Genomic DNA, 19,682 nt, shown 5'->3' with positions numbered 1-19,682 from the left:
TAATCGACTGGGTCGTTCAGGTCGACGAGCCTCTTCACACACCTTGGTCGGCCCCCTCTCCCGGAGGGAGAGGGCTGGGGTGAGGGAGTGCCTTTCAAGCCCGACCTGAAACCACCTCATCGCCAACAAAAAAAAGGGCCTGCATTCGCAGGCCCGTTTTTTTTGGGTGGCTTATGAAATCAGCGCATCAACTGTTGATCGCTGCCTGTTCATTCTCGTCAAACTCTTCCGCCAACAGCTTGTCGTTGGCCTTGCCGGTGAATGGCACCACAGCGGCACGGGGTTTACCTCGCAGTTTGCCGAAAAGGTGCTCCAGTGCGTGCTCGAGTTTTTCGGCTGCACCATCGATCGCCTGTTCCAGCGAATCGGCTTTATGGGTGACGGAAATCGGTTGATGGCCTTTTGGCCGCGCTTCCAGTTGGCAGCGCAAGTCATGGGGACCTGGTTTATCGCCGTTCTCGTCGCTCAGGTGGACTTCGACACGGGTCAGGTCTTCTTCATAACGGTCGAGCGTGCTCTCAATGGTTGTACGTACCCACTCCTCCAGTCGTTTACTGCTTTGAATATGGTTATCGCTGTTGACTTGGATTTGCATAGTTCATCCCTTATTTCAGCTAGCTCGCGAGAGGCCTGAATTGAATTTCCTGACCTCTTGGTTACAACAATCGGCCCGACTGACGAACATTTCAACCCCTGAAAAAAGATAAATATTCATACGCAAAAAAAGCCGGACAACCGAGCAAGTCGCTGGTAAGGTCGGGAGTTGGGTCGCCTCGCAACCCTGAAAAATTTGCTCACAATTGCCCGTCGTTCAACGGGTGCAGGCTGCGGAAAATCCCCGCCTCCTCCACCAGCCAGTCATGCACGGCGCGCACGCCCGGATGGCTCAACGCCCCCGGCGCATACAGCAGCACGTAACGCTTGTGGTTGGGCACCGACAGCCCGAACGGCACAATCAAAGTCCCCCGCTCCAGCTCATCGTTGAGCAGCGTGCGCCGGGCAATCGCCACGCCCATGCCGGCGATTGCCGCTTCGATGGTCAGGTGATTGCGATTGAAGGTGTGGCCGCGCCGAACATCGGCGCCTTCGAAGCCGATCGCGTTCAGATAAAACTCCCATTCCGCGTATTCGTAACTGCCGCGCCAGGCGGTGATGTCGTGCAACAACGGGAAATGCACCAGATCCGCCGGCCCGTGCAGCGGCGGGCGGCCACGCAGCAGGCTTGGTGCGCACACCGGAAAAATCTGCTCATCAAGCAAGGCTGTGGATAACAGCCCCGGGTAGCTGCCGTCATTCAGGTCGATTGCCAGGTCAAAATCGCCCTCGTGCAACGGCACACTGCTGTCCTCGGCGACCAGCCGCAGCTGGATGTCCGGAAAACGCTGTTGCAGGCGCGGCAGACGCGGTGTCAGCCATTTGCTGAGGAACGACGGAATCGAACGCACGCGCAGAATCCCGCTGATCATCCCGGCATCCAGTCGACGCAATTCGGCATCGATGCTGCCGTAGGCCTCATTGACCGTAATCGCCAGCCGCTGCCCTTCGGCGCTCAACTCCACGCCCCGTGCACGACGGTGAAACAGGCGAAAACCGAGGCGCTCTTCCAGTTGACGGATCTGCTGGCTGACCGCCCCCGGGGTGATGTGCAATTCCTCTGCGCATCGGGTGAACGACAGGTGCCGCGCGGCACAGGAAAACACCTGCAGCCAGACGTAGGTCTGGGCATGCAATTGACGACTCATCGTTTAGTCCTGCTAAAGGCTTTCTTAGGAAGTTTCGTTGGTCACGTACGACCGAGGTAGGCAGTATCGCCGACATTGCGCTTGTCCTACAAAAAATGGCGGCGATTCCTACTCCATTGCTTGTAAGGCTTTAGCATGGCTATCAGTGTTTTCGATTTATTCAAGGTCGGCATCGGCCCGTCCAGTTCCCACACCGTCGGCCCGATGCGTGCCGCCGCGACCTTCGCTCAAGCGCTGATCGACCAACGGTTGTTGAACGATGTGCGTCGGGTGGAAATCCGCTTGTACGGTTCGTTGTCGGCCACCGGTGTCGGCCACGCCACCGACCGAGCCACGGTCATGGGCCTGATGGGCGAATGGCCGGACAGCATTGATCCGTCGACCATCGACCCGCGCATCCAGCAACTGCGCGAAAGCGGCCGGCTAGCTCTGGCCGGTCAGCGAGAAATTGCCTTCAACTGGCAACACGATCTCCTGCTGCTGGACGAGAGCCTGCCCTACCACCCCAACGCCATGTCGCTGACAGCCTTTGGCGAAAGCGTCGAGCTGTTCACACAAACGTACTACTCGATCGGCGGCGGTTTCATCATCGAATCGGCGGAAGCCGAGTCCGGTGTGGCGCCGGCCTACGATGTGCTGCTGCCGTACGATTTTTCCAGCGCCGCCGAACTGCTGAGCCTGTGCAAGCAGCACAACCTGCGGGTCTCGGAACTGATGATGGCCAACGAACGCGCCTGGCGCAGCGACGATGAAATCCGCAAAGGCCTGCTGCACATCTGGTCGGTGATGCGCGAGTGCGTCGAACAGGGCCTGCGTCACGAAGGCATCCTGCCCGGCGGTCTGAACGTGCCGCGCCGCGCGGCGAAACTGCACCGCAGCCTGTTGGAAATCGGCAAGCCGAATGTCATCAGTTCGACGCTGTCAGCGATGGAGTGGGTCAACCTGTTCGCCCTTGCCGTCAACGAAGAAAACGCTGCTGGCGGGCGCATGGTGACCGCGCCGACCAACGGTGCGGCCGGGATCATTCCGGCGGTTCTGCACTACTACATGAAATTCAATCCGGACGCGTCCGACGATGACGTGGTCGCGTTCTTCATGGGCGCCGCCGCCGTCGGCATTCTGTGTAAGAAAAATGCCTCGATCTCTGGCGCCGAAGTCGGCTGCCAGGGCGAAGTCGGTTCGGCCTGCGCCATGGCCGCTGCAGGCCTGGCCGAAGTGCTCGGTGCGACCCCGGAGCAACTGGAAAACGCCGCTGAAATCGGCCTTGAACACAACCTCGGGCTGACCTGCGATCCGGTCGGCGGACTGGTGCAAGTGCCGTGCATCGAGCGCAACGCCATCGCCGCGGTGAAGGCGATCAACGCCACGCAAATGGCCCTGCGCGGCGACGGCAAACACTTCATTTCCCTCGACCGGGTGATCCGCACCATGCGCGATACCGGCGCCGACATGCACGACAAATACAAAGAGACTTCACGGGGCGGCCTGGCCGTGAGCTGGGTGGAGTGCTGACGCGCATTCCCTGACCGCCCCGGCAGGCCGCGAACAGCGGCCCGCCAACCGTGAGCCCGAGCAAAAATAATAACGAGGCAAAAACGATGACCGATGTACGTACACCTGCTGCCGAAAATCCCGCTGTAGATCTCACCCGCAACACCGAAACGGCCCACAAGGGCTGGAGCAAATCCGACACCACCTGGATGCTCGGCCTGTACGGCACCGCGATTGGCGCCGGCACCTTGTTCCTGCCGATCAACGCTGGCATCGGCGGTTTCTGGCCGTTGCTGATTCTGGCGCTGCTGGCGTTCCCGATGACCTTCTTCGCCCACCGGGGCCTGACCCGTTTCGTGCTGTCCGGACGTTCGGGCGACATCACCGAAGTCGTCGAAGAACACTTCGGCATCGGTGCCGGCAAGCTGATCACCCTCCTGTATTTCTTCGCGATATTCCCGATCCTGCTGGTGTACAGCGTCGCGCTGACCAATACCCTGAGCAGTTTTCTCGAGCACCAATTGCACATCGCCCCGCCGCCCCGGGCGATTCTGTCGCTGGCGCTGATCCTCGGCCTGATGGCAATCGTGCGTTGCGGGCAGAACGTGATCGTCAAGGCCATGAGTGTGTTGGTCTACCCGTTCGTCGCCGCCCTGTTGCTGCTCGGTCTGAGCCTGATCCCCAACTGGAACGGTGCGTTCTTCGCCAGCGCCCAGGAGGCGATGCCGCTGTCGACGTTCCTCAAGACGATGTGGCTGGCGATCCCGGTGATGGTGTTCTCGTTCAACCATTCGCCGATCATCTCCGCGTTCGCGGTTGACCAGAAGCAGCGCTATGGCGCCCAAGCCGAACGCAAGAGCAGCGGCATCCTTGCCATCGCGCACGGCATGATGGTGGTGACCGTGATGTTCTTCTGCTTCAGTTGCGTGCTGGCGCTGTCGCCGGCCGATCTGGCCGCCGCGAAGGCGCAGAACATTTCGATCCTGTCGTACCTGGCGAACCATTTCCAGACGCCGGTCATCGCCTACGCCGCGCCGCTGATTGCGCTGGTGGCGATTACCAAATCCTTCCTCGGCCACTACATCGGCGCCAGCGAAGGCTTTCAGGGCATGATCGTCAAAAGCCTGCGCAGCCGTGGCAAGGTGATGTCGGCGAGCTGGCTGAACCGTGCGACCGCACTGTTCATGATCCTCAGTTGCTGGGCCGTGGCGACCTTCAACCCGAGCATCCTGGGCATGATCGAAAATCTCGGCGGGCCGGTGATTGCCTGCCTGTTGTTTCTGATGCCGATGTACGCCATCCGCCGCGTGCCGGCCTTGCGCCAGTACTCGGGTCAGGTGTCCAACGTGTTCGTGGTGCTGATCGGCTTGATTGCACTGTCGGCGATCATCTACTCGGTTCTGCCCTGAAACGGGCCACAAATGAACAAGGCGAGCCCTGTGCTCGCCTTTTTTCTGCCGTATCCATTGTGTGAAAAATTTCCCGGCATAGCCCTTGCTACACACCTGCAAGCGCTGCCGCAGGCCCGCGATCCCTGGCTCTTGATGACCTGCGTCAACGCACGGCAGAGCAAAAGACCGCAGCCTTCCACAGCACTTACAGAGGCAAATGGCGAAATGGCCACGGAATGGCCGATGGTCCGGTATGGCGAACCAACCCGATCACGGCCGGTCAACAACTGCACGTTCAATCAGGCGGTGACGCATCATGGACAACCCTTTTCAGATCATTACCGATGCCTTCGCGCCGGACTATCAGATCAACCTGAGCATTCAGGGGCTGGACGGCTGCATCATGCTGACCCTGTCGAACAGCGGCCGCATCGTGGCCAAACGCATGATCAGCAGCGAACAACGTAACGATCCAGAGCGCCTGAAGCGCTTGGTGCAAAGCATTCAATTCGGCATCGCCATCGAACAGGGCCACAGCGCCATGGCGATCCTCGAAGCGATGACCAACGGCGCCGGGCTGCCGCCGCCGCAGCAAATCGACGGCCGGTCACGACCGTCGGCAGGTCTTTAAAGCTCGCCCTTCTCGATTTCGGGGTGCTCACCGGAACCGGCACCGAGCTTGCGCTGCGGCTTCTCGATCTTCACCGAGGGAAATTGCGACGACGCGTAACGCACCACCAGGATCGAAAATGCCAGCAGCAGAATCCCGCCGCACAGGTAGATGATGCCCATGTCCGGCGGGTTGTGGTGCGAGACGTTGGAGATCAGCAGGCGGGTCAGCGCCGTGATCGCCACGTAGATCAGGAAGCGCACTGGCATGTGGTTGGTCTTGAAATAAATCCCGACCATCGCCCCTAGTTCGAGATAGATGAATAGCAGCAGAATGTCATCGATCTTGATGTGGCCTTCTTCGAGCATGCCGAGAAATTCCATCACCGCCGCCCACGCGGTCACCGCACCAATGGCGAACAGCGCCAGGTAGTGGAAGGTCTCGACGAACAGGTTGCCCAGGGACTCGGCCAGTTGATGCACGTTTTGCCGCAGTTTCTCGGCCCAGTTGATTTTCACGATGATGTTCCTTAGCCCGATGCGAGCGGATGATGCCGGTTGGACGTGACGGTTTTCTGTATGCGCTTTGTGCCATGCAGAAACAAGGCCACGCATCATGGCGAGCGGGCATAAATCCTGCGCCGTGGCGTTTGGTCGCACCGTAGAACAAGTACCGTCAGCCGGAATGATTGTGACGGTATAACTTAAATTTCTTGATGAATTAATGACGATTGAAAAGGCATTAGCTTATAAGCGAAATATTATTAACCGGCTCAACATGTGAACTTGCTCACATTCACCCCGATTATTGACCAGGCAGTCATTAATTAATGGCTGTTGTAATTATTTCCAGAGCAGCCCCATCAAAGAAGCTTTAACCGCCGCAGCAATCTTGTTTTGGCAACCGAGTTTCTTCAGGCAATGATTTATATGGAAGTTAACCGTCCTTTTGCTGATGCCGAGGATCACCGAAACATCGTCCGATGACTTTCCGTCAGCCGTCCATTGGAGGATTTCCTTTTCGCGCAGAGACAACTCGATCGGCACCGGCAGCACAGCATCCGCCCCGCGCATCTGTAATCGGGTGAGGCCCAAATGGGTAATCTGCGCCAGCCATGACAGCTCCGCCTGTTTGCTCTCGAGTTCCAGCGCGGTGATCGTCGCGCCGCCCCGCGCAAACGTCACCAGCCCTTGAGTTTCGCTGTTGAGCAGCGTTTGCCCCCATCCCTCCGAGAGCCCGTGAGACTGCGCTTCCTGCCAGAATTCGGGTGCCAGAGCCTTGAGTTCGGCGTCCCACAGCACCGGTTTCACACTGCGCATTGCGCGTATGACGTATGGGTCGATTTCCAGGTAACGATTGGCGGAATAGGCAGCTTGCCAGGCGGGGGAATAGTTATTGGCGAGAAACAGGCAAGGTTTGGTGATAGGAAAAAGCCTGCGTGAACCATAGGCCACATAATCAAACTCCAATTGCCTGGCAACGGCCTTGATATTGTCGAACAATAATTCGACATCCGTTGCAGACATGGCGTTTTCCAACAGTTCGGCCTGCCAGTACGACATAGAGATTCCTTTCTCACCGTTATTGCTGTCGGCCTCTTGCCAACATGCCTAGCATATTTCCAAATGTTTCCGCTAGCTGTCAAGGGTGACAGGTAGTCTGCGATCGCAGTGTGCACTTTAATCGCCACCTAACCAATCACTAAACGGAATCTGTGATGGATTACTTGTCAGGACGTTATGACCAGTTGACGACAATAAAGCGTCAACGCTTGGCTCAATATCGCTATCAGGTCTTTGTCGAACGCCTCGGCTGGCAATTATCAACACCGGACGATTTCGAGTTCGACCAGTTTGACCACAGTGGCACCCATTACATCGTCGCTGAAGAAGACGACGGCAACATCAAAGGTTGCGCGCGCCTGCTGCCGACCACCCAACCATACCTGCTGAGTGAGGTGTTCACCTCGCTGCTCGGCGACACGCCTGCCCCGTGCGGCGACGACATCTGGGAGCTGTCGCGGTTTACCTCCCTGGACCTTGATGCCGAGGGCGGAAAAAACGAACAGGTGATGTCCGACGAAAACACCGTCGGCCTGTTCATGGCCACTCTGGAATACGCCAGAACATGCGGCGTCTCGCACCTGGTGTCGGTTTCACCGGTGGCGATCGGACGTCTGTTGAAGCGTGGCGGCATTGATTACAAGTGGCTGGCACCGCCGCAGGTTCTCGACAACCGTACCCTGGGTGCCTGCTACATCACGGTGCAGTAACCCTTTCCGGCCTACCACATGCGCACATCCAGTGAAGCTGCTGACAGCCGTCGAGCAGCTCACATCGGTGTGGGTCGATTTCACGCCATGGATAGCAACCGCAGTACAACCAACGTTCAACGCAGAGGGATGATCATGATCGACATGCAAAGGAAAGTTGCCAAAGACATCGTCCACAAGGGCCATGATGACGATGTATTGATTTACGACGCCCACCACTTGTTGCCAGCCTGGCTACCTGCCGCCATCGTGCAGCAGGCCAACCTTGATCCGGCGGATCTGGAAATCGTCAATCAGGCCTATCGTCTGGACAGCAATCGTCTGGTACTGCGCTCGCTGCCAACGATCATCGACCTCGAAGAACTCGAACAGGCGGGCCTGTCGGACTGTCTGCCGGAGCTGCTGACGAACTACGAAAAAGCCACTGACCACCTGATTCTCAGTGGCGCCTGGGTACTGGAAAGCACCGAGGCCAAACTGGCCCAACTGCCTGGCCAGCAATCCTTGCTCGACCTCGCTCAGCGTCGACGCGTACACCAAGTCCTGAAGCAGATCGACGGTTGCCCGCAGCAGGGCCTGCTCTACTTCACGCTGTTCAACGATACCGCCAACTACTTCTTCTACCGCAAACACCACGAGCACGTTCCCGGCCTGATGCTGATCGAAGCCGCGCGCCAGGCAATGTACGCGCAGTTCTATGAGCACAGCGGCTACGCCCGGGGTGAAGTGTCGATTTCCATCGTTGACCTGTTATCCAGCTTCCCCCGTTACACCGAGTCGTCGTTTCAGGTCGACGTACTCGTCGGTGATTACGAAGGCATGGCGCCACCACGGGGGCGCAAGGTCGACAAGCGTGCGCGCTTCTTCCAGCGCGGCGAGTTGGTGGCCGACATCCGTCTGCACGGCGAAGTGATCAAGATGCCGGTGTTCAAGCGCATGCGTAACATCAGCATCGACCCGGCCTGCTGGTTCCGTCCGCTCAAGGGCATCCGCCATGAAGTGCTGGTGCGCCTGGATTCCGGTCGCCATCTGTCTGCGCGCCTGGAGTTGCTGTCGATGGCCGGCTTGCAAGTGCAATGCGACAGCCCGCTCAACGCATCCGAGCGCGGCCACGTCTATCTGTATCTGGACAGCGAAGGCATGATCAGCCTGCCGCTGCAGTCGCTGTACGTCAGCAATGCGGCGAATGCCGGCACACTCAGACTGCAACTGGCAGAACTGGATTCACCCCTGCGCTTCAAATGGCGCGAAGTGCTCAAGCAGTTCGCCTACTTCTCCCACGAAGAAACGGCGCCAGCGTCCGTGGCGGCCCTCGGGCAGCCGCTGTGGATGACGTTCGACCAGGCCTGCGCCATGCCCGAGCAAAGGAAGGAAGCATGATGTCGCGCTATCCCCATGTGCTTGAGCCTCTGCACCTTGCCGGCGGGCTGGAGTTGCGCAATCGGTTGTTCTTCGCCTCGATGGGCGTTGACCTGGCCGATCACAGCGGGTGTGTGACGCCCGCCATGATCGAGTTCTATCAGGGCATCATGGAGGGCGGATGCTCCATGGCGTTTCTGTGCAACGCCACCGTCTCGCCGCAATCACGCTTGCAAAGCACCGGCCTGGGTCTGTTCGAGGCGCATCAGGGCGAATCGCTCAAGGCCATGTTCGCCATGGCCAGGCGCGTCAATACGCCGATAGGTGTGCAGTTGCAGCATTACGGCGGTCAGGGCACCACCACGCACACCGGCGTTGCGGTGCTGACACCCAGTGGCGTGCCCTGCCCGCGCGTGTCGAAGCTCGATCCGGACTATCGGGTGCGGATCATGGACGAAACCGACATCGCCCTGGTGATCGAACAGTTCGCCCATTCCGCCTGGCTGGCCTGGACCAACGGCGCGCAACTGGTGCAATTACAAGCGTCCAATGGCTACTTGCTGAGCAGTTTTCTCTCGCCGCACACCAACCATCGCACGGATCGCTACGGTGGCAGCGAAGAGAATCGCGCGCGCCTGCTGCTTGAGGTGGTCAAGGCCATTCGCGAGCGCACCGAGGGCCAGTTGATCGTCACCATCAGGCTCGGCATCGATGATCGCCTGGGTGATGCAGGGCTGCAGTTTCCCGACATCAAGGAAACCGTTCAGGCCCTCTGCCAGGCAGGTGTCGCTGCGCTGGAATGTTCGATGTGCATGGGTGCGACATTCGGCCAGTTGATCATGCATTCCGAGACCATGGATGAGTACCTGCAAGCCGGCGTCCGGGCGGTCAAGGCCGTGTCGACGGTGCCGGTGGGCTATGCCGGCTTCATCGATGGCCTGGACAAGGCCGAACAATTGCTGGCCGATGGCGTATGCGACTGGGTGGGAATGTCACGGGCGCTGTTTGCCGACAACGATCTGATCAACAAAACCCTGCAGGGCCGCTCCGCCGACATCCATAAATGCCGATGGGACAGCCAGTGCTTCAGCGATAAAAGCAACCCACGTCTGGACCGCGTGTATTGCTGCGTGAACCCCAAATATTTACGCCCCGCGTTGGCATAAGGAGATGCGACACATGTACGATTTTCTGGGAAAAGTATGCCTGGTCACCGGCGGCACCAGCGGCATTGGCGAAACTGTCAGCGAGCGCCTGATCAGGGCGGGAGCCGAGGTGATCGTATTCGGCAGAGACGAGGAAAAAGGCGCGGCCCTGGCCGATCGGCTGGGTGAACACTGCCGGTTCATCGCCTGCGATGTCGGTGATCCGGCGCAGGTCGAGCAGGCCTTCGCGACCATTCGTTCGGTCTACGGCAAACTCGATTGCGCGTTCAACAATGCCGGCGTTACCGCACGTTACGGCGCACTGGCGGACTCGTGCCCGGAAGACTGGATGAAGGTGATGAACATCAACGTCAACGGCACCTACCATTGCATGCGTCATGAATTGCAACTCATGCTCACTCGCGGTACTGGCGCCATCGTTAACACCTCGTCCTGCGCCGGCGTCGTACCGATTGGCGGCCAAGTGGCGTACGTTGCCAGCAAACAGGCAATCAACGGCATGACCCAGGTCGCGTCGATTGAAAACGCCCGGCTCGAAGAGGGTGGCTGCATTCGCGTCAATGCGGTCGCGCCGGGGCCGATTCTCGGCGGGATGAACAGCGAGGCGCGCCTCAAGGCCGCGCCGGAAAACACCCAGCGCAAAATCAACGTGACTTCGATGAAACGCTTCGGTACGGCGGATGAAGTGGCCAACGCTGTACTCTGGCTGCTCAGCGAGCAGGCGGCTTACGTCACCGGGGTGATCATGCCCATTGATGGAGGCTACGCCAGCGGCAAGTTCTGACCACAAGAAAGCCGAACGACCCGCCATGCGCGGGTCGTTTTGTTCGGCGCCGGAATCAGAAAAAACGCCAAATCCGGTCTACATTGAAAAGCCACTACCCAAAGCGCAGGGATTCGCTTATCCTTTCGCTGTATATAAATACAGTAGTCGCCAAGACAACTAAATGTGAAGGCATGTGAGGTGGTGAATGGCCGTCGAAGTGGTATACCGCAGCAGCCGAGATCTGGAGCGCTTGTTCATGGATAAAGCCGAAGCTGACCGTCATGACAAAATGCTCGAACTGGCCGAAATGCTGTCCGAAGTGTTGCAAAAAGCCGTTCCGTCGCTGAACGAGCAGCAGGTTGAAGAAGTCGGGATCTACATGGCGAAGAATCGCGATGTGTTCGCCAAGGCCTTCAAGAGTCAGCCTGACGCCCTGTCGGAGTTGATCAACGCACCGGCCGAGCCGGTGGCAGAAGTGGCTGAACCGGCAGAGTCTGCCGAAGCACCGGTCAAACCGGCAAAAACTGCGAAAGCGGCCAAGTAAGCGTTACCTGAATTGAACAGGCCCCGAGTCATATGGCTCGGGGCCTTTTTCATGCTCGCTGAACAGCTCAGCGGTACAACACTTTCTCCGCCAACTCATCCGCCACCCGTGCCGGCGAGCGCTTCTCGGCCTGTGCATGGGCGAACACTTCGGTCAGGCGCGAGCAGATTTTCGACAGGTGTGCGGTAATCGTCCCCAGCTCTTCACCGCGATGCTTGAGCGAGACATAGATCAAGCCACCGGCATTGATCACGTAGTCCGGCGCATAGAGGATGCCGCGTCGCTCCAGTTGATCGGCCACGTCCAGATGCGTCAGCTGATTGTTGGCCGAGCCTGCCACCGCCGAGCAACGCAGTTGCGTCACCGTGTGGCTGTTGAGCACGCCACCGAGACCGCACGGCGCAAGGATGTCGCAAGGCGTGCTGAGCAACGCGTCGTTGGCGATCGGGTGGGCATTAAGCTGCTCCATCGCCAGTTGCACCTTGCCGTGATCGATGTCGCTGACCAGCAATTCGGCGCCCGCCGCGTGCAGTTGCTCGGCGAGTGCGTAACCGACGTTGCCCAGGCCCTGAATCGCCACGCGCAGGCCCTCGAGATTGTCACTGCCCAGCCGCGCCATCGCCGTAGCGCGAATCCCGGTGAACACGCCCATCGCCGCATGCGGTGCCGGGTCGCCGGCCGAGGTGGTGCTGGTGACATGTTGGGTCTGCTGGGCGATGCAATCCATGTCCGCCACCGAGGTGCCGCTGTCGATTGCGGTGATGTAGCGACCGTCGAGCTGATTGATGCAGCGACCAAACGCTTCGAACAGTGCCGCGCGGTTTTCCACATGCGCCGGGCGCACGATCACCGCGACGCCACCGCCCTGGGCAAGACCGGCCAGCGCAGCCTTGTAGCTCATGCCTTGTGCGAGGCGAATGGCATCCTCGACCGCGGACTCGTCGTTGGGATAGGCAAGATAACGGCAACCGCCCAGGGCTGGCCCGAGACGACTGTTATGAATGGCAATGACCGCCTTCAACCCGGTGACCGGGTCAACGCTGAGGTGCAGCGATTCCAGGCGAGTGCTTTGCATGAGAGCGAACATCGGCAGGCTCCCGAATCACTTCTGGTAGACGCCAGTATAGGCTTGCGCCCAAAAATTGCTGAAGCGCACCGGAATAAGCGCCCGCCTCGACGGTGACTTTGCGGCATAACCTGGTCGGTACTGGACGAATGCCACGGACGGGGCTAAAACGAGGCATTCCCCGGAGATTCAGATGAGCCCGCGCCAACGTTTTTTCGAGTGTCTGCACCGTTCACCGCCCGCGCTGTTCGAAGCCGCGCTGTGGATGGCCGCCGAGCACGAAAAAGGCCTCGATGTCGAAGCGTTGCAGCAAGACTTCAAGGAGCTGCAGCAGCGCGTCAGCTACGGTTTGCCGATGTTGCCGGTCAGCGAACTGGCGCAGCCGTTGTTGCGGCGGATGAATGATCTGGGGTTTGCCCAGGACGATTTTCTGCCGCTGCGCCCGCAGGCGGCCTTGCTGCACAAGGTGTTGCAGACACGGCGCGGGCAGCCGTTGGCCCTGGCGCTGATTGCACTGGAGCTGGCGCGCGGTCTGGAGATTCCTTTAGTCGGGGTGAACTTCCCCGGGCATTTCCTGCTGCGAGTGCCCGGCGCCGACCATTTGCTCGACCCCTGTGGCGGACGTCGTCTGTACCCTAACGATTGCCGTGATTTGTTGCAGCGCCAGTATGGCGCGCACCTCAAACTCAACGCCGATCACCTGGCCACCGCCACGTCGCTGCAGATGCTCCAGCGCCTGTCGCGCAACCTGCGGCAGTTGCATCTGGCGCATGAGGATTACATCGCCGCGCTGATCGATGCCGAACGCGTGCTGCAAGTGGGCACTGCCAGCGCGGCCGATTACCTGGCCCGCGCCAGCCTGTACCAACGCCTCGACTGCCCGAACGCCGAGCGCTTCGATCTGGAACATGCGCTGATGCTCAGTGACGATCCGATCCAGCGCCTGCGCCTGACCGAACGCCTCGGCCACCTGCCCCCGAACTCCGTGGTCCACTAAACGCTTTTTTGTAGGAGCGAACCTGCTCGCGAAGCAGACGCCGCCGTTTTTCCAGTCAGACCACATTATCGTTCTTCGCCAGCAGGCTGGCTCCCACAGGGCTTGGCGTAAACCTATCCATCTGCATCACACAGATCCCGTGTGGGAGCGAGCCTGCTCGCGAAGCAGACGCCGCCGTTTTTCCAGTCAGACCGCGTTATCGTTCTTCGTCAGCAGGCTGGCTCCCACAAGGTTTGGCGTAAACCTATCCATCTGCATCACACAAATCCCGTGTGGGAGCGAGCCTGCTCGCGAAGCAGACGCCGCCGTTTTTCCAGTCAGACCGCGTTATCGTTCTTCGCCAGCAGGCTGGCTCCCACAAGGTTTGGCGTAAATCTATCCATCTGCATCACACAGATCCCGTGTAGGAGCGAGCCTGCTCGCGAAGCAGACGCCGCCGTTTTTCCAGTCAGACCGCGTTATCGTTCTTCGCCAGCAGGCTGGCTCCCACAGGAGGGTGCGTGGTGTCCGAGGGGGCGCGCACCTGAATGATCAACAGCGCCGCGATGACCGCTGGAATCGCGCAGAAGAAAAAAATCTGCGCCACCGGAATGTGCATCGCCAGCAGCATGCTGCCGAACAGCGGCCCGAGTATCGAACCGAATCGCCCAACGCCCAATGCCCAACCTGTGCCCGTGGCGCGAACGTGGGCCGGGTAGAAGTTACTGGCGAAGGCGTTCAGGGTCAGTTGTCCACCGATGATGCAGAAACCGGCCGCAAACACGCAGGCCACCAGATAACGCGGGTTGTCGTGGTTCAAACCCAGCAGAATCGTGCACACAGCCGCGCCGGCCAACACCGCACAGAGCAGCCGTACCTTGCGCTTCAGACGGTCGGCGAACCACGCCATGCAGACGGCGCCCACGGTGCCGGCGAACAGGAACATCGAGGTCACCAGGTTCGCTTCATTGAGTTTCAGGCCGCTTTCCAGCAGCAACGTCGGCAGCCAGCTGATCATGAAATACAACAGAATCAGGCTGACAAAAAACGTCGCCCAGATCAGAAGGGTCGGCCGTGCGTAGCCGTTGCGGAACAATTCGACCACCGTCAGTTTGCTGCCTTGCTCGCGTTCGCTCTGCTCAACCGAAGCGGCCGGCGGTTGCCAGTCCGGCAGCATCCGCGCAGTGACCTTGCGCAAGCGCGTATAGGGCGGTGAGTCGCGCAGCAGACGCGGCAGCGATTCGGGCAGCATCCACCACAGGAACGGAAACAGCAGCAGCGGCGTCACGCCACCGGCGAGAAACACCGCTTGCCAGCCGAAGCGGTCGATGAATCCCGCCGCGACAAACCCACCCGCCGCCCCCCCGAAGGAAAAACCACAGGCCGCCAGCGTCACCATCAACGTGCGCAGACGCGGTGGCGAGTATTCCGACATCAGGGCCATGGCACTGGGCATTGCCCCACCCATGCCGATGCCGCAGATGAAACGCGCGATCATCAGGGTGTTCAGGGAATTGGCGAACACCATCAGCACCGTCAGGCTGGCGTAGATCAGCACGCACGCGAGCAAAATCCGCCGCACGCCAAAGCGGTCGGCCAACGGTGTCACGGCGAGCGAACCGAGGGTCAAGCCCAACAGGTTGGCGCTGAAAACAGGCCCGAACGCGGCTTTTTCCAGCCCCCAGTCCTGCGCCAGTGCTGGCACCACGTAACCCAGCACCTGGGCGTCATACCCGTCAGTGACCAGCAGCAAGGCGAGGAGGATCAAGAGCAACCACTGATAGCGGGACACAGGACGGGCGTCGAGTGCCGCCCGGAAGCTGGCAATCTGGTTGTGCATCGCAAGGTACCTGTTTTGTTTTTATGATTTTTCAGGTGCAACACGGACAATGTGTGGGAGCGGGCTTGCTCGCGAATGCGGTTTGTCAGCCAACATCCCCGTATCTGACACTCCGCATTCGCGAACAAGTCCGCTTCCACATTGGAGTAGCGTGATGCTTTAAGGGGTATCCGGCTGGTTGGCCGGATGCGCCTTGATGAATGCCGGATGCTCAGCCGCCAGCGCCGCCACCCGACGAATCCGTGGGTAAGCTTCCAGCGAAACATTGAAGCGCTCGGCCGCATACAACTGCGCAATCAGATAGACGTCCGCCACACACGGCCACTCGCCGAAACAGAAACCGCTGTCACCGATCAACTGCTCCACTGTCGCCAATCCTTGACCGATCCAGTGCGCAATCCACTCCACCACCTGCGGCTCTTCGTGCCCCGACTGACGCAGGCGATTGAGCACGCTGACGTTGTGCAGCGGATGCACGTCGCAACCGATCACCGCCGCCACACCGCGCACATGGGCGCGGGCGGCGAGGTCTTCGGGCAACAACGGCCGTTGTGGATAACGCTCTTCCAGGTACTCGATGATCGCCGGCGACTGAATCAGCAACTCGCCTTCATCGGTGCGCAAGGCCGGCACCCGGCCTTGCGGGTTGATCGCCAGATAGGCCGCTTGCCGATGCTCGCCACCGGGCGGCGCGATCAGGTTGACCGGCAGCGCGGTGTAGTCGAGCCCCTTCAGCGCCAGGGCAATGCGCACCCGATATGACGAAGTGGAGCGGTAGTAAGTGTAGAGATCCATAAGCCGCTCCTGTCAGCGCGCCGCCAGCACTTTGCCACGGCATTCGCCGAAGCCGATCGAGGTAAAACCGTCACGGGCGCAACGCGCGCGCAGGATGATTTCATCACCGTCTTCGAGGAATTTGCGCACTTCGCCGGAGGCCAGTTCGACCGGCTTTTTGCCGCCCTCGGTGATTTCCAGCAGGCTGCCGAACTGACCGCTTTGCGGACCGGACAAGGTGCCCGAACCAAACAGGTCACCGGCCTGCAACTGGCATCCGTTGACGCTGTGGTGCGCGACCATTTGTGCGACAGTCCAGTACATGTAGCGGGTGTTGCTCAGGGTCAGGCGATGGGCCGGCAGGTTCTGCTCGCGCATGGCTTCGGTGAGCAGCAGTACTTCCAGCTCGATATCGAAGGCGCCACCCGCCTGGTCGCGCTTGTCGAACAGATACGGCAACGGCTGCGGATCACCTTCAGGACGCGCCGGTTGCGCAGTACGGAATGGCTCCAGCGCTTCAGCTGTCACCACCCAGGGCGACACACTGGTGATGAAACTCTTGGACAGGAACGGCCCAAGCGGCTGGTATTCCCAGGCCTGGATATCGCGGGCCGACCAGTCGTTGAGCAGGCAGAAACCGGCGATGTGCTCAGCAGCGTCACCGATGGCAATTGAATCGCCCATTTCGTTGCCCTGACCGATCCAGATGCCCAGCTCCAGTTCGTAGTCCAGGCGTGCGCAAGGGCCGAACGTCGGCTCGCTCGCACCGGCAGGCAACGTCTGGCCTTTCGGGCGGCGTACGTCGGTGCCGGAGGCACGTACCGTGGAGGCGCGACCGTGATAACCGATCGGTACGTGCTTGTAGTTCGGCAGCAGCGGGTTGTCGGGACGGAACAGTTTGCCGACATTTTGGGCGTGCTCGATGCCCACATAGAAGTCGGTGTAATCGCTGATGCGCGCCGGCAGGTGCATCTGGCAATCGGTAGCCAGTGGCAGCAGTTTTGCGCCCTGGGCTTCGATAGCGCCGCGGTGGCTGCTGCCCTCGCTGAACAATTCCAGCAAGCGGCTGCGCAAGGCTACACGGGCTTGGCGACCGAGGTCGAAGAAGGCGTTCAACAGACCGCCGTGCATGGCTTCGACTGCACTGCGAGCGGCACCGTCGAACAGGCCGGCTTCGAGCGCCACCTGCAGATCGAAAATGTGATCACCGATCGCTACACCGGCGCGCGGCGCCAAGCCGTTGAGGCTGAACACGCCCAGCGGCAGGTTCTGCAACGGGAAATCTGTATGGCCGTTGGCCGAAGCAACCCAGCTGCGGGTGATGGAATTCTGAGTCATGGGTTATCTCCGGGTCGGGTCGAACGTGGCGGGCAGCGTGGCCCAGCAGGCGTCGTAATTGGATTGCAGTTGCGGGCAGTCGAGGGCGAAACGGCTTGGGCGCAGCACCTGACTGGTTTCGAACATAAAGGCCATGGTGTTGTCGATTTTCGCCGGCTTGAGCTCGGCGTTGATCGCTTTGGTGCAGGTTTCGCCGTCCGGGCCATGGGCGCTCATGCAGCTGTGCAGGGACGCACCGCCGGGCACGAAGCCTTCAGCCTTGGCGTCGTACTCGCCCTGGATCAGGCCCATGAATTCGTTCATCAGGTTGCGGTGGAACCACGGCGGACGGAAAGTGTTCTCCGCCACCATCCAGCGCGGCGGGAAGATCACGAAGTCGAGATTGGCAAGGCCATGCACGCTGGTCGGCGAGGTCAGCACAGTGAAGATCGAAGGATCCGGATGATCGAAACTCACGGTGCCGATGGTGTTGAAACGACGCAGATCGTATTTGTACGGCACGTTATTGCCGTGCCAGGCGACCACGTTCAGCGGCGAATGATCGAGCTCGGTCCCCCACAACTGGCCGAGGAATTTCTGCACCAGCGTCGTCGGCTGCTGCAGGTTTTCGTAAGCGGCAACCGGGGCCAGGAAGTCTCGCGGATTGGCCAGACCGTTGCTGCCGATCGGCCCCAGGTCCGGCAGGCGCAGCGGTGCGCCATGATTCTCGGCCATGTAGCCACGGGCCTGCGCATCGAGCAGTTCGACGCGGAACTTTAAACCGCGCGGCAGCACGGCGATCTCCAGCGGCGCCACGTCCAGCACAGCGAGTTCGGTGGCAATGCGCAGCCGTCCCAGTTGAGGCACCAGCAGCAGTTCGCCGTCGGCGTTGTAGAACACCCGCTCCATCGAGCAGTTGGCGGCGTAGTTATAGATACTGATGCCGGCAGGCTTTTCCGCCGCCGAGTTGGCGACCATGCCAACCAGGCCGTCGATGAAATCGGTCGGCTCGTCGGGCATCTTCAGCGGATTCCAACGCAGGCGATTGGGGGTCACTTCACCCAACGGGCCACCGGCCAGTTGCCGCTCCAGTTTGACGAACGCCGGATGATTGGCCGACGGCTGAATCCGGTACATCCAGGTGCGCCGCGCTTCGCTGCGGGTCATGGTGAACGCGGTGCCGGAGAGCAATTCGGTGTACAGACCGTACGGGGCTTTTTGTGGCGAGTTCTGGCCGATGGGCAAGGCGCCGGGCAACGCTTCACTGCTGAACTCGTTGCCGAAACCGGACTGGTACGCCAGCTCCGACGCGTTTGAATCGAGGTTCATGGAGCCTCCTGAACAGGGAGTCGGCAGTGGCCCATCGCTCTGGCTCAGAGGTTTCGGCACGCCGGGGTTGTTATTATCGTAATTCGATTACGCATAACGTAATTTGCTCGCTATCCAGCGTCAAGCTATAAAGACGCCCATTCGTTTTCGGATCCCGGCCGCACCATGGAAAAAACCAGCGACAGCAACGGCAAACAGAAAGTCCGCTCCGCCGAGGTCGGCACCGACATCCTCAAGGCTCTGGCCGAGTTGTCGCCCTCCACCTCGCTGTCGCGTCTGGCCGAACATGTGCAGATGCCGGCAAGCAAGGTGCACCGCTATCTTCAGGCACTGATCGCCAGCGGCTTTGCCGAACAGAACGCCGCCACCAACCATTACGGCCTCGGCCGTGAAGCGCTGCGCGTGGGCCTGGCCGCGCTTAACAGTATGGACGTGCTCAAAGTCGCCGCCCTGCCCTTATCCGAGTTGCGCGACGAGTTGAATGAAACCTGCTTTTTGGCGGTATGGGGCAATCAGGGCGCGACCGTGGTGCACATCGAACCCGCAGTGCGCGCGGTGACAGTGGTTACGCAACTGGGTTCGGTGCTGCCATTGCTCAGTTCGTCCACCGGGCTGGTGTTCAGCGCCTACCTGCCGCACCGGGAAACCGATGAATTGCGCGAGCAGGAAATCGCCGTCGCCGGCCATCCGCTGGCCAACGAAAAAATCTATGCAGATCTGTGTGAACAGATCCGCACCCGCAGCCTGCATCATGTGCACGGTTTGCTGATGCCGGGCGTGGATGCATTGTCGGCCCCAGTGTTCAACGCGGTCGGACAGATCGCCGCCGTGCTGACCATCGTCGGCCCGACCTCTCTGTTCCACGCCGACGAAAACGGCCCTGCTGCCCAGCGCTTGCTGGCAGCGGCGCGCGCGGTCAGTTGGCGAATGGGCTACCAGGCCGACGACCTGCGACCTTGACGCAAAGGCCGCCATCCATTCAGTGATGCACCGGCGCAGCCGGACACGACTGTTGCATGCCCCGTAACAGTGCATGTCC

Annotated in this window: 18 protein-coding genes and 1 pseudogene; 10 read left to right on the top strand and 9 right to left on the bottom strand. The window is 60.2% G+C overall.

The genetic code is table 11. The annotated features are described in order from the left end of the window. Window positions 1-187: 187 nt before the first annotated feature. A complete protein-coding gene (locus AC1UK9_RS05110) occupies window positions 188-595 on the bottom strand; it encodes an HPF/RaiA family ribosome-associated protein (RefSeq protein WP_025109399.1) in 408 nt (135 codons plus the stop codon). Window positions 596-794: 199 nt separating this feature from the next. Beyond that, window positions 795-1,742, bottom strand: coding sequence for a LysR substrate-binding domain-containing protein (locus AC1UK9_RS05105; protein ID WP_025109400.1), 948 nt, complete (start codon window positions 1,740-1,742; stop codon window positions 795-797). A gap of 135 nt (window positions 1,743-1,877) precedes the next feature. Here AC1UK9_RS05105 and AC1UK9_RS05100 point away from each other — a divergent pair, with 135 nt between their 5' ends. From AC1UK9_RS05100 to AC1UK9_RS05090, 3 genes are all read left to right on the top strand, one after another. Next, window positions 1,878-3,254, top strand: coding sequence for an L-serine ammonia-lyase (locus AC1UK9_RS05100; RefSeq protein WP_473014516.1), 1,377 nt, complete (start codon window positions 1,878-1,880; stop codon window positions 3,252-3,254). An 86-nt stretch (window positions 3,255-3,340) separates the two neighbouring features. Beyond that, entirely contained in the window at window positions 3,341-4,642 is a 1,302-nt protein-coding gene (locus AC1UK9_RS05095; RefSeq protein ID WP_025109402.1) for an HAAAP family serine/threonine permease, read from the top strand. A 298-nt stretch (window positions 4,643-4,940) separates the two neighbouring features. Beyond that, window positions 4,941-5,255: a DUF3509 domain-containing protein gene (locus AC1UK9_RS05090; protein ID WP_482579631.1), complete on the top strand. Its 315-nt coding sequence runs from the start codon at window positions 4,941-4,943 to the stop codon at window positions 5,253-5,255. On the opposite strand, the gene AC1UK9_RS05085 is transcribed toward AC1UK9_RS05090, so the two are convergent. Further along, window positions 5,252-5,752 (bottom strand): phosphate-starvation-inducible protein PsiE, encoded by a 501-nt coding sequence (locus AC1UK9_RS05085; protein ID WP_003221775.1) that lies wholly within the window; start codon window positions 5,750-5,752, stop codon window positions 5,252-5,254. The two genes, AC1UK9_RS05090 and AC1UK9_RS05085, sit on opposite strands and share 4 nt — an antisense overlap. Window positions 5,753-6,076: 324 nt before the next feature. After that, window positions 6,077-6,796: an autoinducer binding domain-containing protein gene (locus AC1UK9_RS05080; protein ID WP_482579630.1), complete on the bottom strand. Its 720-nt coding sequence runs from the start codon at window positions 6,794-6,796 to the stop codon at window positions 6,077-6,079. 155 nt (window positions 6,797-6,951) lie between these two features. Here AC1UK9_RS05080 and AC1UK9_RS05075 point away from each other — a divergent pair, with 155 nt between their 5' ends. The 5 genes and pseudogenes from AC1UK9_RS05075 to AC1UK9_RS05055 form a co-directional block, all read left to right on the top strand. Next, complete coding sequence (locus tag AC1UK9_RS05075) at window positions 6,952-7,506, top strand: acyl-homoserine-lactone synthase (protein WP_473014515.1); 555 nt, start codon at window positions 6,952-6,954, stop codon at window positions 7,504-7,506. Window positions 7,507-7,641: 135 nt separating this feature from the next. Further along, complete coding sequence (locus tag AC1UK9_RS05070; RefSeq protein WP_482579629.1) at window positions 7,642-8,886, top strand: AfsA-related hotdog domain-containing protein; 1,245 nt, start codon at window positions 7,642-7,644, stop codon at window positions 8,884-8,886. After that, a complete protein-coding gene (locus AC1UK9_RS05065; RefSeq protein WP_482579628.1) occupies window positions 8,883-10,031 on the top strand; it encodes an oxidoreductase in 1,149 nt (382 codons plus the stop codon). The genes AC1UK9_RS05070 and AC1UK9_RS05065 overlap by 4 nt, the downstream gene beginning before the upstream one ends. A 13-nt stretch (window positions 10,032-10,044) precedes the next feature. Then, window positions 10,045-10,815 carry an SDR family NAD(P)-dependent oxidoreductase gene (locus AC1UK9_RS05060; RefSeq protein ID WP_473014512.1) on the top strand — a complete coding sequence of 257 codons (771 nt, stop codon included), beginning with the start codon at window positions 10,045-10,047 and terminating at the stop codon, window positions 10,813-10,815. Window positions 10,816-11,002: 187 nt separating this feature from the next. Then, a pseudogene (locus AC1UK9_RS05055) lies at window positions 11,003-11,257 on the top strand (YebG family protein); the annotation flags it as partial. 151 nt (window positions 11,258-11,408) lie between these two features. On the opposite strand, the gene AC1UK9_RS05050 reads toward AC1UK9_RS05055, so the two are convergent. Next, on the bottom strand, window positions 11,409-12,428 hold the full coding sequence (locus AC1UK9_RS05050; protein ID WP_025109410.1) for a Glu/Leu/Phe/Val dehydrogenase family protein: 1,020 nt from the start codon (window positions 12,426-12,428) through the stop codon (window positions 11,409-11,411). A gap of 172 nt (window positions 12,429-12,600) precedes the next feature. On the opposite strand from AC1UK9_RS05050, the gene AC1UK9_RS05045 reads away from it, so the two are divergent. After that, window positions 12,601-13,404, top strand: a complete 804-nt coding sequence (locus AC1UK9_RS05045; RefSeq protein ID WP_482579627.1) for a SirB1 family protein — start codon at window positions 12,601-12,603, stop codon at window positions 13,402-13,404. A 448-nt stretch (window positions 13,405-13,852) separates the two neighbouring features. On the opposite strand, the gene AC1UK9_RS05040 is transcribed toward AC1UK9_RS05045, so the two are convergent. The 4 genes from AC1UK9_RS05040 to hmgA form a co-directional block, all read right to left on the bottom strand. Then, on the bottom strand, window positions 13,853-15,223 hold the full coding sequence (locus tag AC1UK9_RS05040) for an MFS transporter (protein ID WP_482579626.1): 1,371 nt from the start codon (window positions 15,221-15,223) through the stop codon (window positions 13,853-13,855). Window positions 15,224-15,382: 159 nt separating this feature from the next. Beyond that, complete coding sequence (maiA, locus tag AC1UK9_RS05035) at window positions 15,383-16,018, bottom strand: maleylacetoacetate isomerase (protein WP_473014510.1); 636 nt, start codon at window positions 16,016-16,018, stop codon at window positions 15,383-15,385. Window positions 16,019-16,030: 12 nt separating this feature from the next. After that, window positions 16,031-17,335, bottom strand: coding sequence for a fumarylacetoacetase (fahA, locus tag AC1UK9_RS05030; protein ID WP_482579625.1), 1,305 nt, complete (start codon window positions 17,333-17,335; stop codon window positions 16,031-16,033). A 3-nt stretch (window positions 17,336-17,338) separates the two neighbouring features. Then, window positions 17,339-18,643 carry a homogentisate 1,2-dioxygenase gene (gene hmgA / locus AC1UK9_RS05025; protein WP_482579624.1) on the bottom strand — a complete coding sequence of 435 codons (1,305 nt, stop codon included), beginning with the start codon at window positions 18,641-18,643 and terminating at the stop codon, window positions 17,339-17,341. 165 nt (window positions 18,644-18,808) lie between these two features. Here hmgA and AC1UK9_RS05020 point away from each other — a divergent pair, with 165 nt between their 5' ends. Further along, window positions 18,809-19,603: an IclR family transcriptional regulator gene (locus AC1UK9_RS05020; RefSeq protein WP_025109416.1), complete on the top strand. Its 795-nt coding sequence runs from the start codon at window positions 18,809-18,811 to the stop codon at window positions 19,601-19,603. Window positions 19,604-19,682: the final 79 nt, after the last annotated feature.

The sequence above is a fragment of the Pseudomonas sp. AK-TSAG1-1 genome (assembly GCF_056821665.1).
This window is presented reverse-complemented; position numbering and strand designations above follow the sequence as displayed.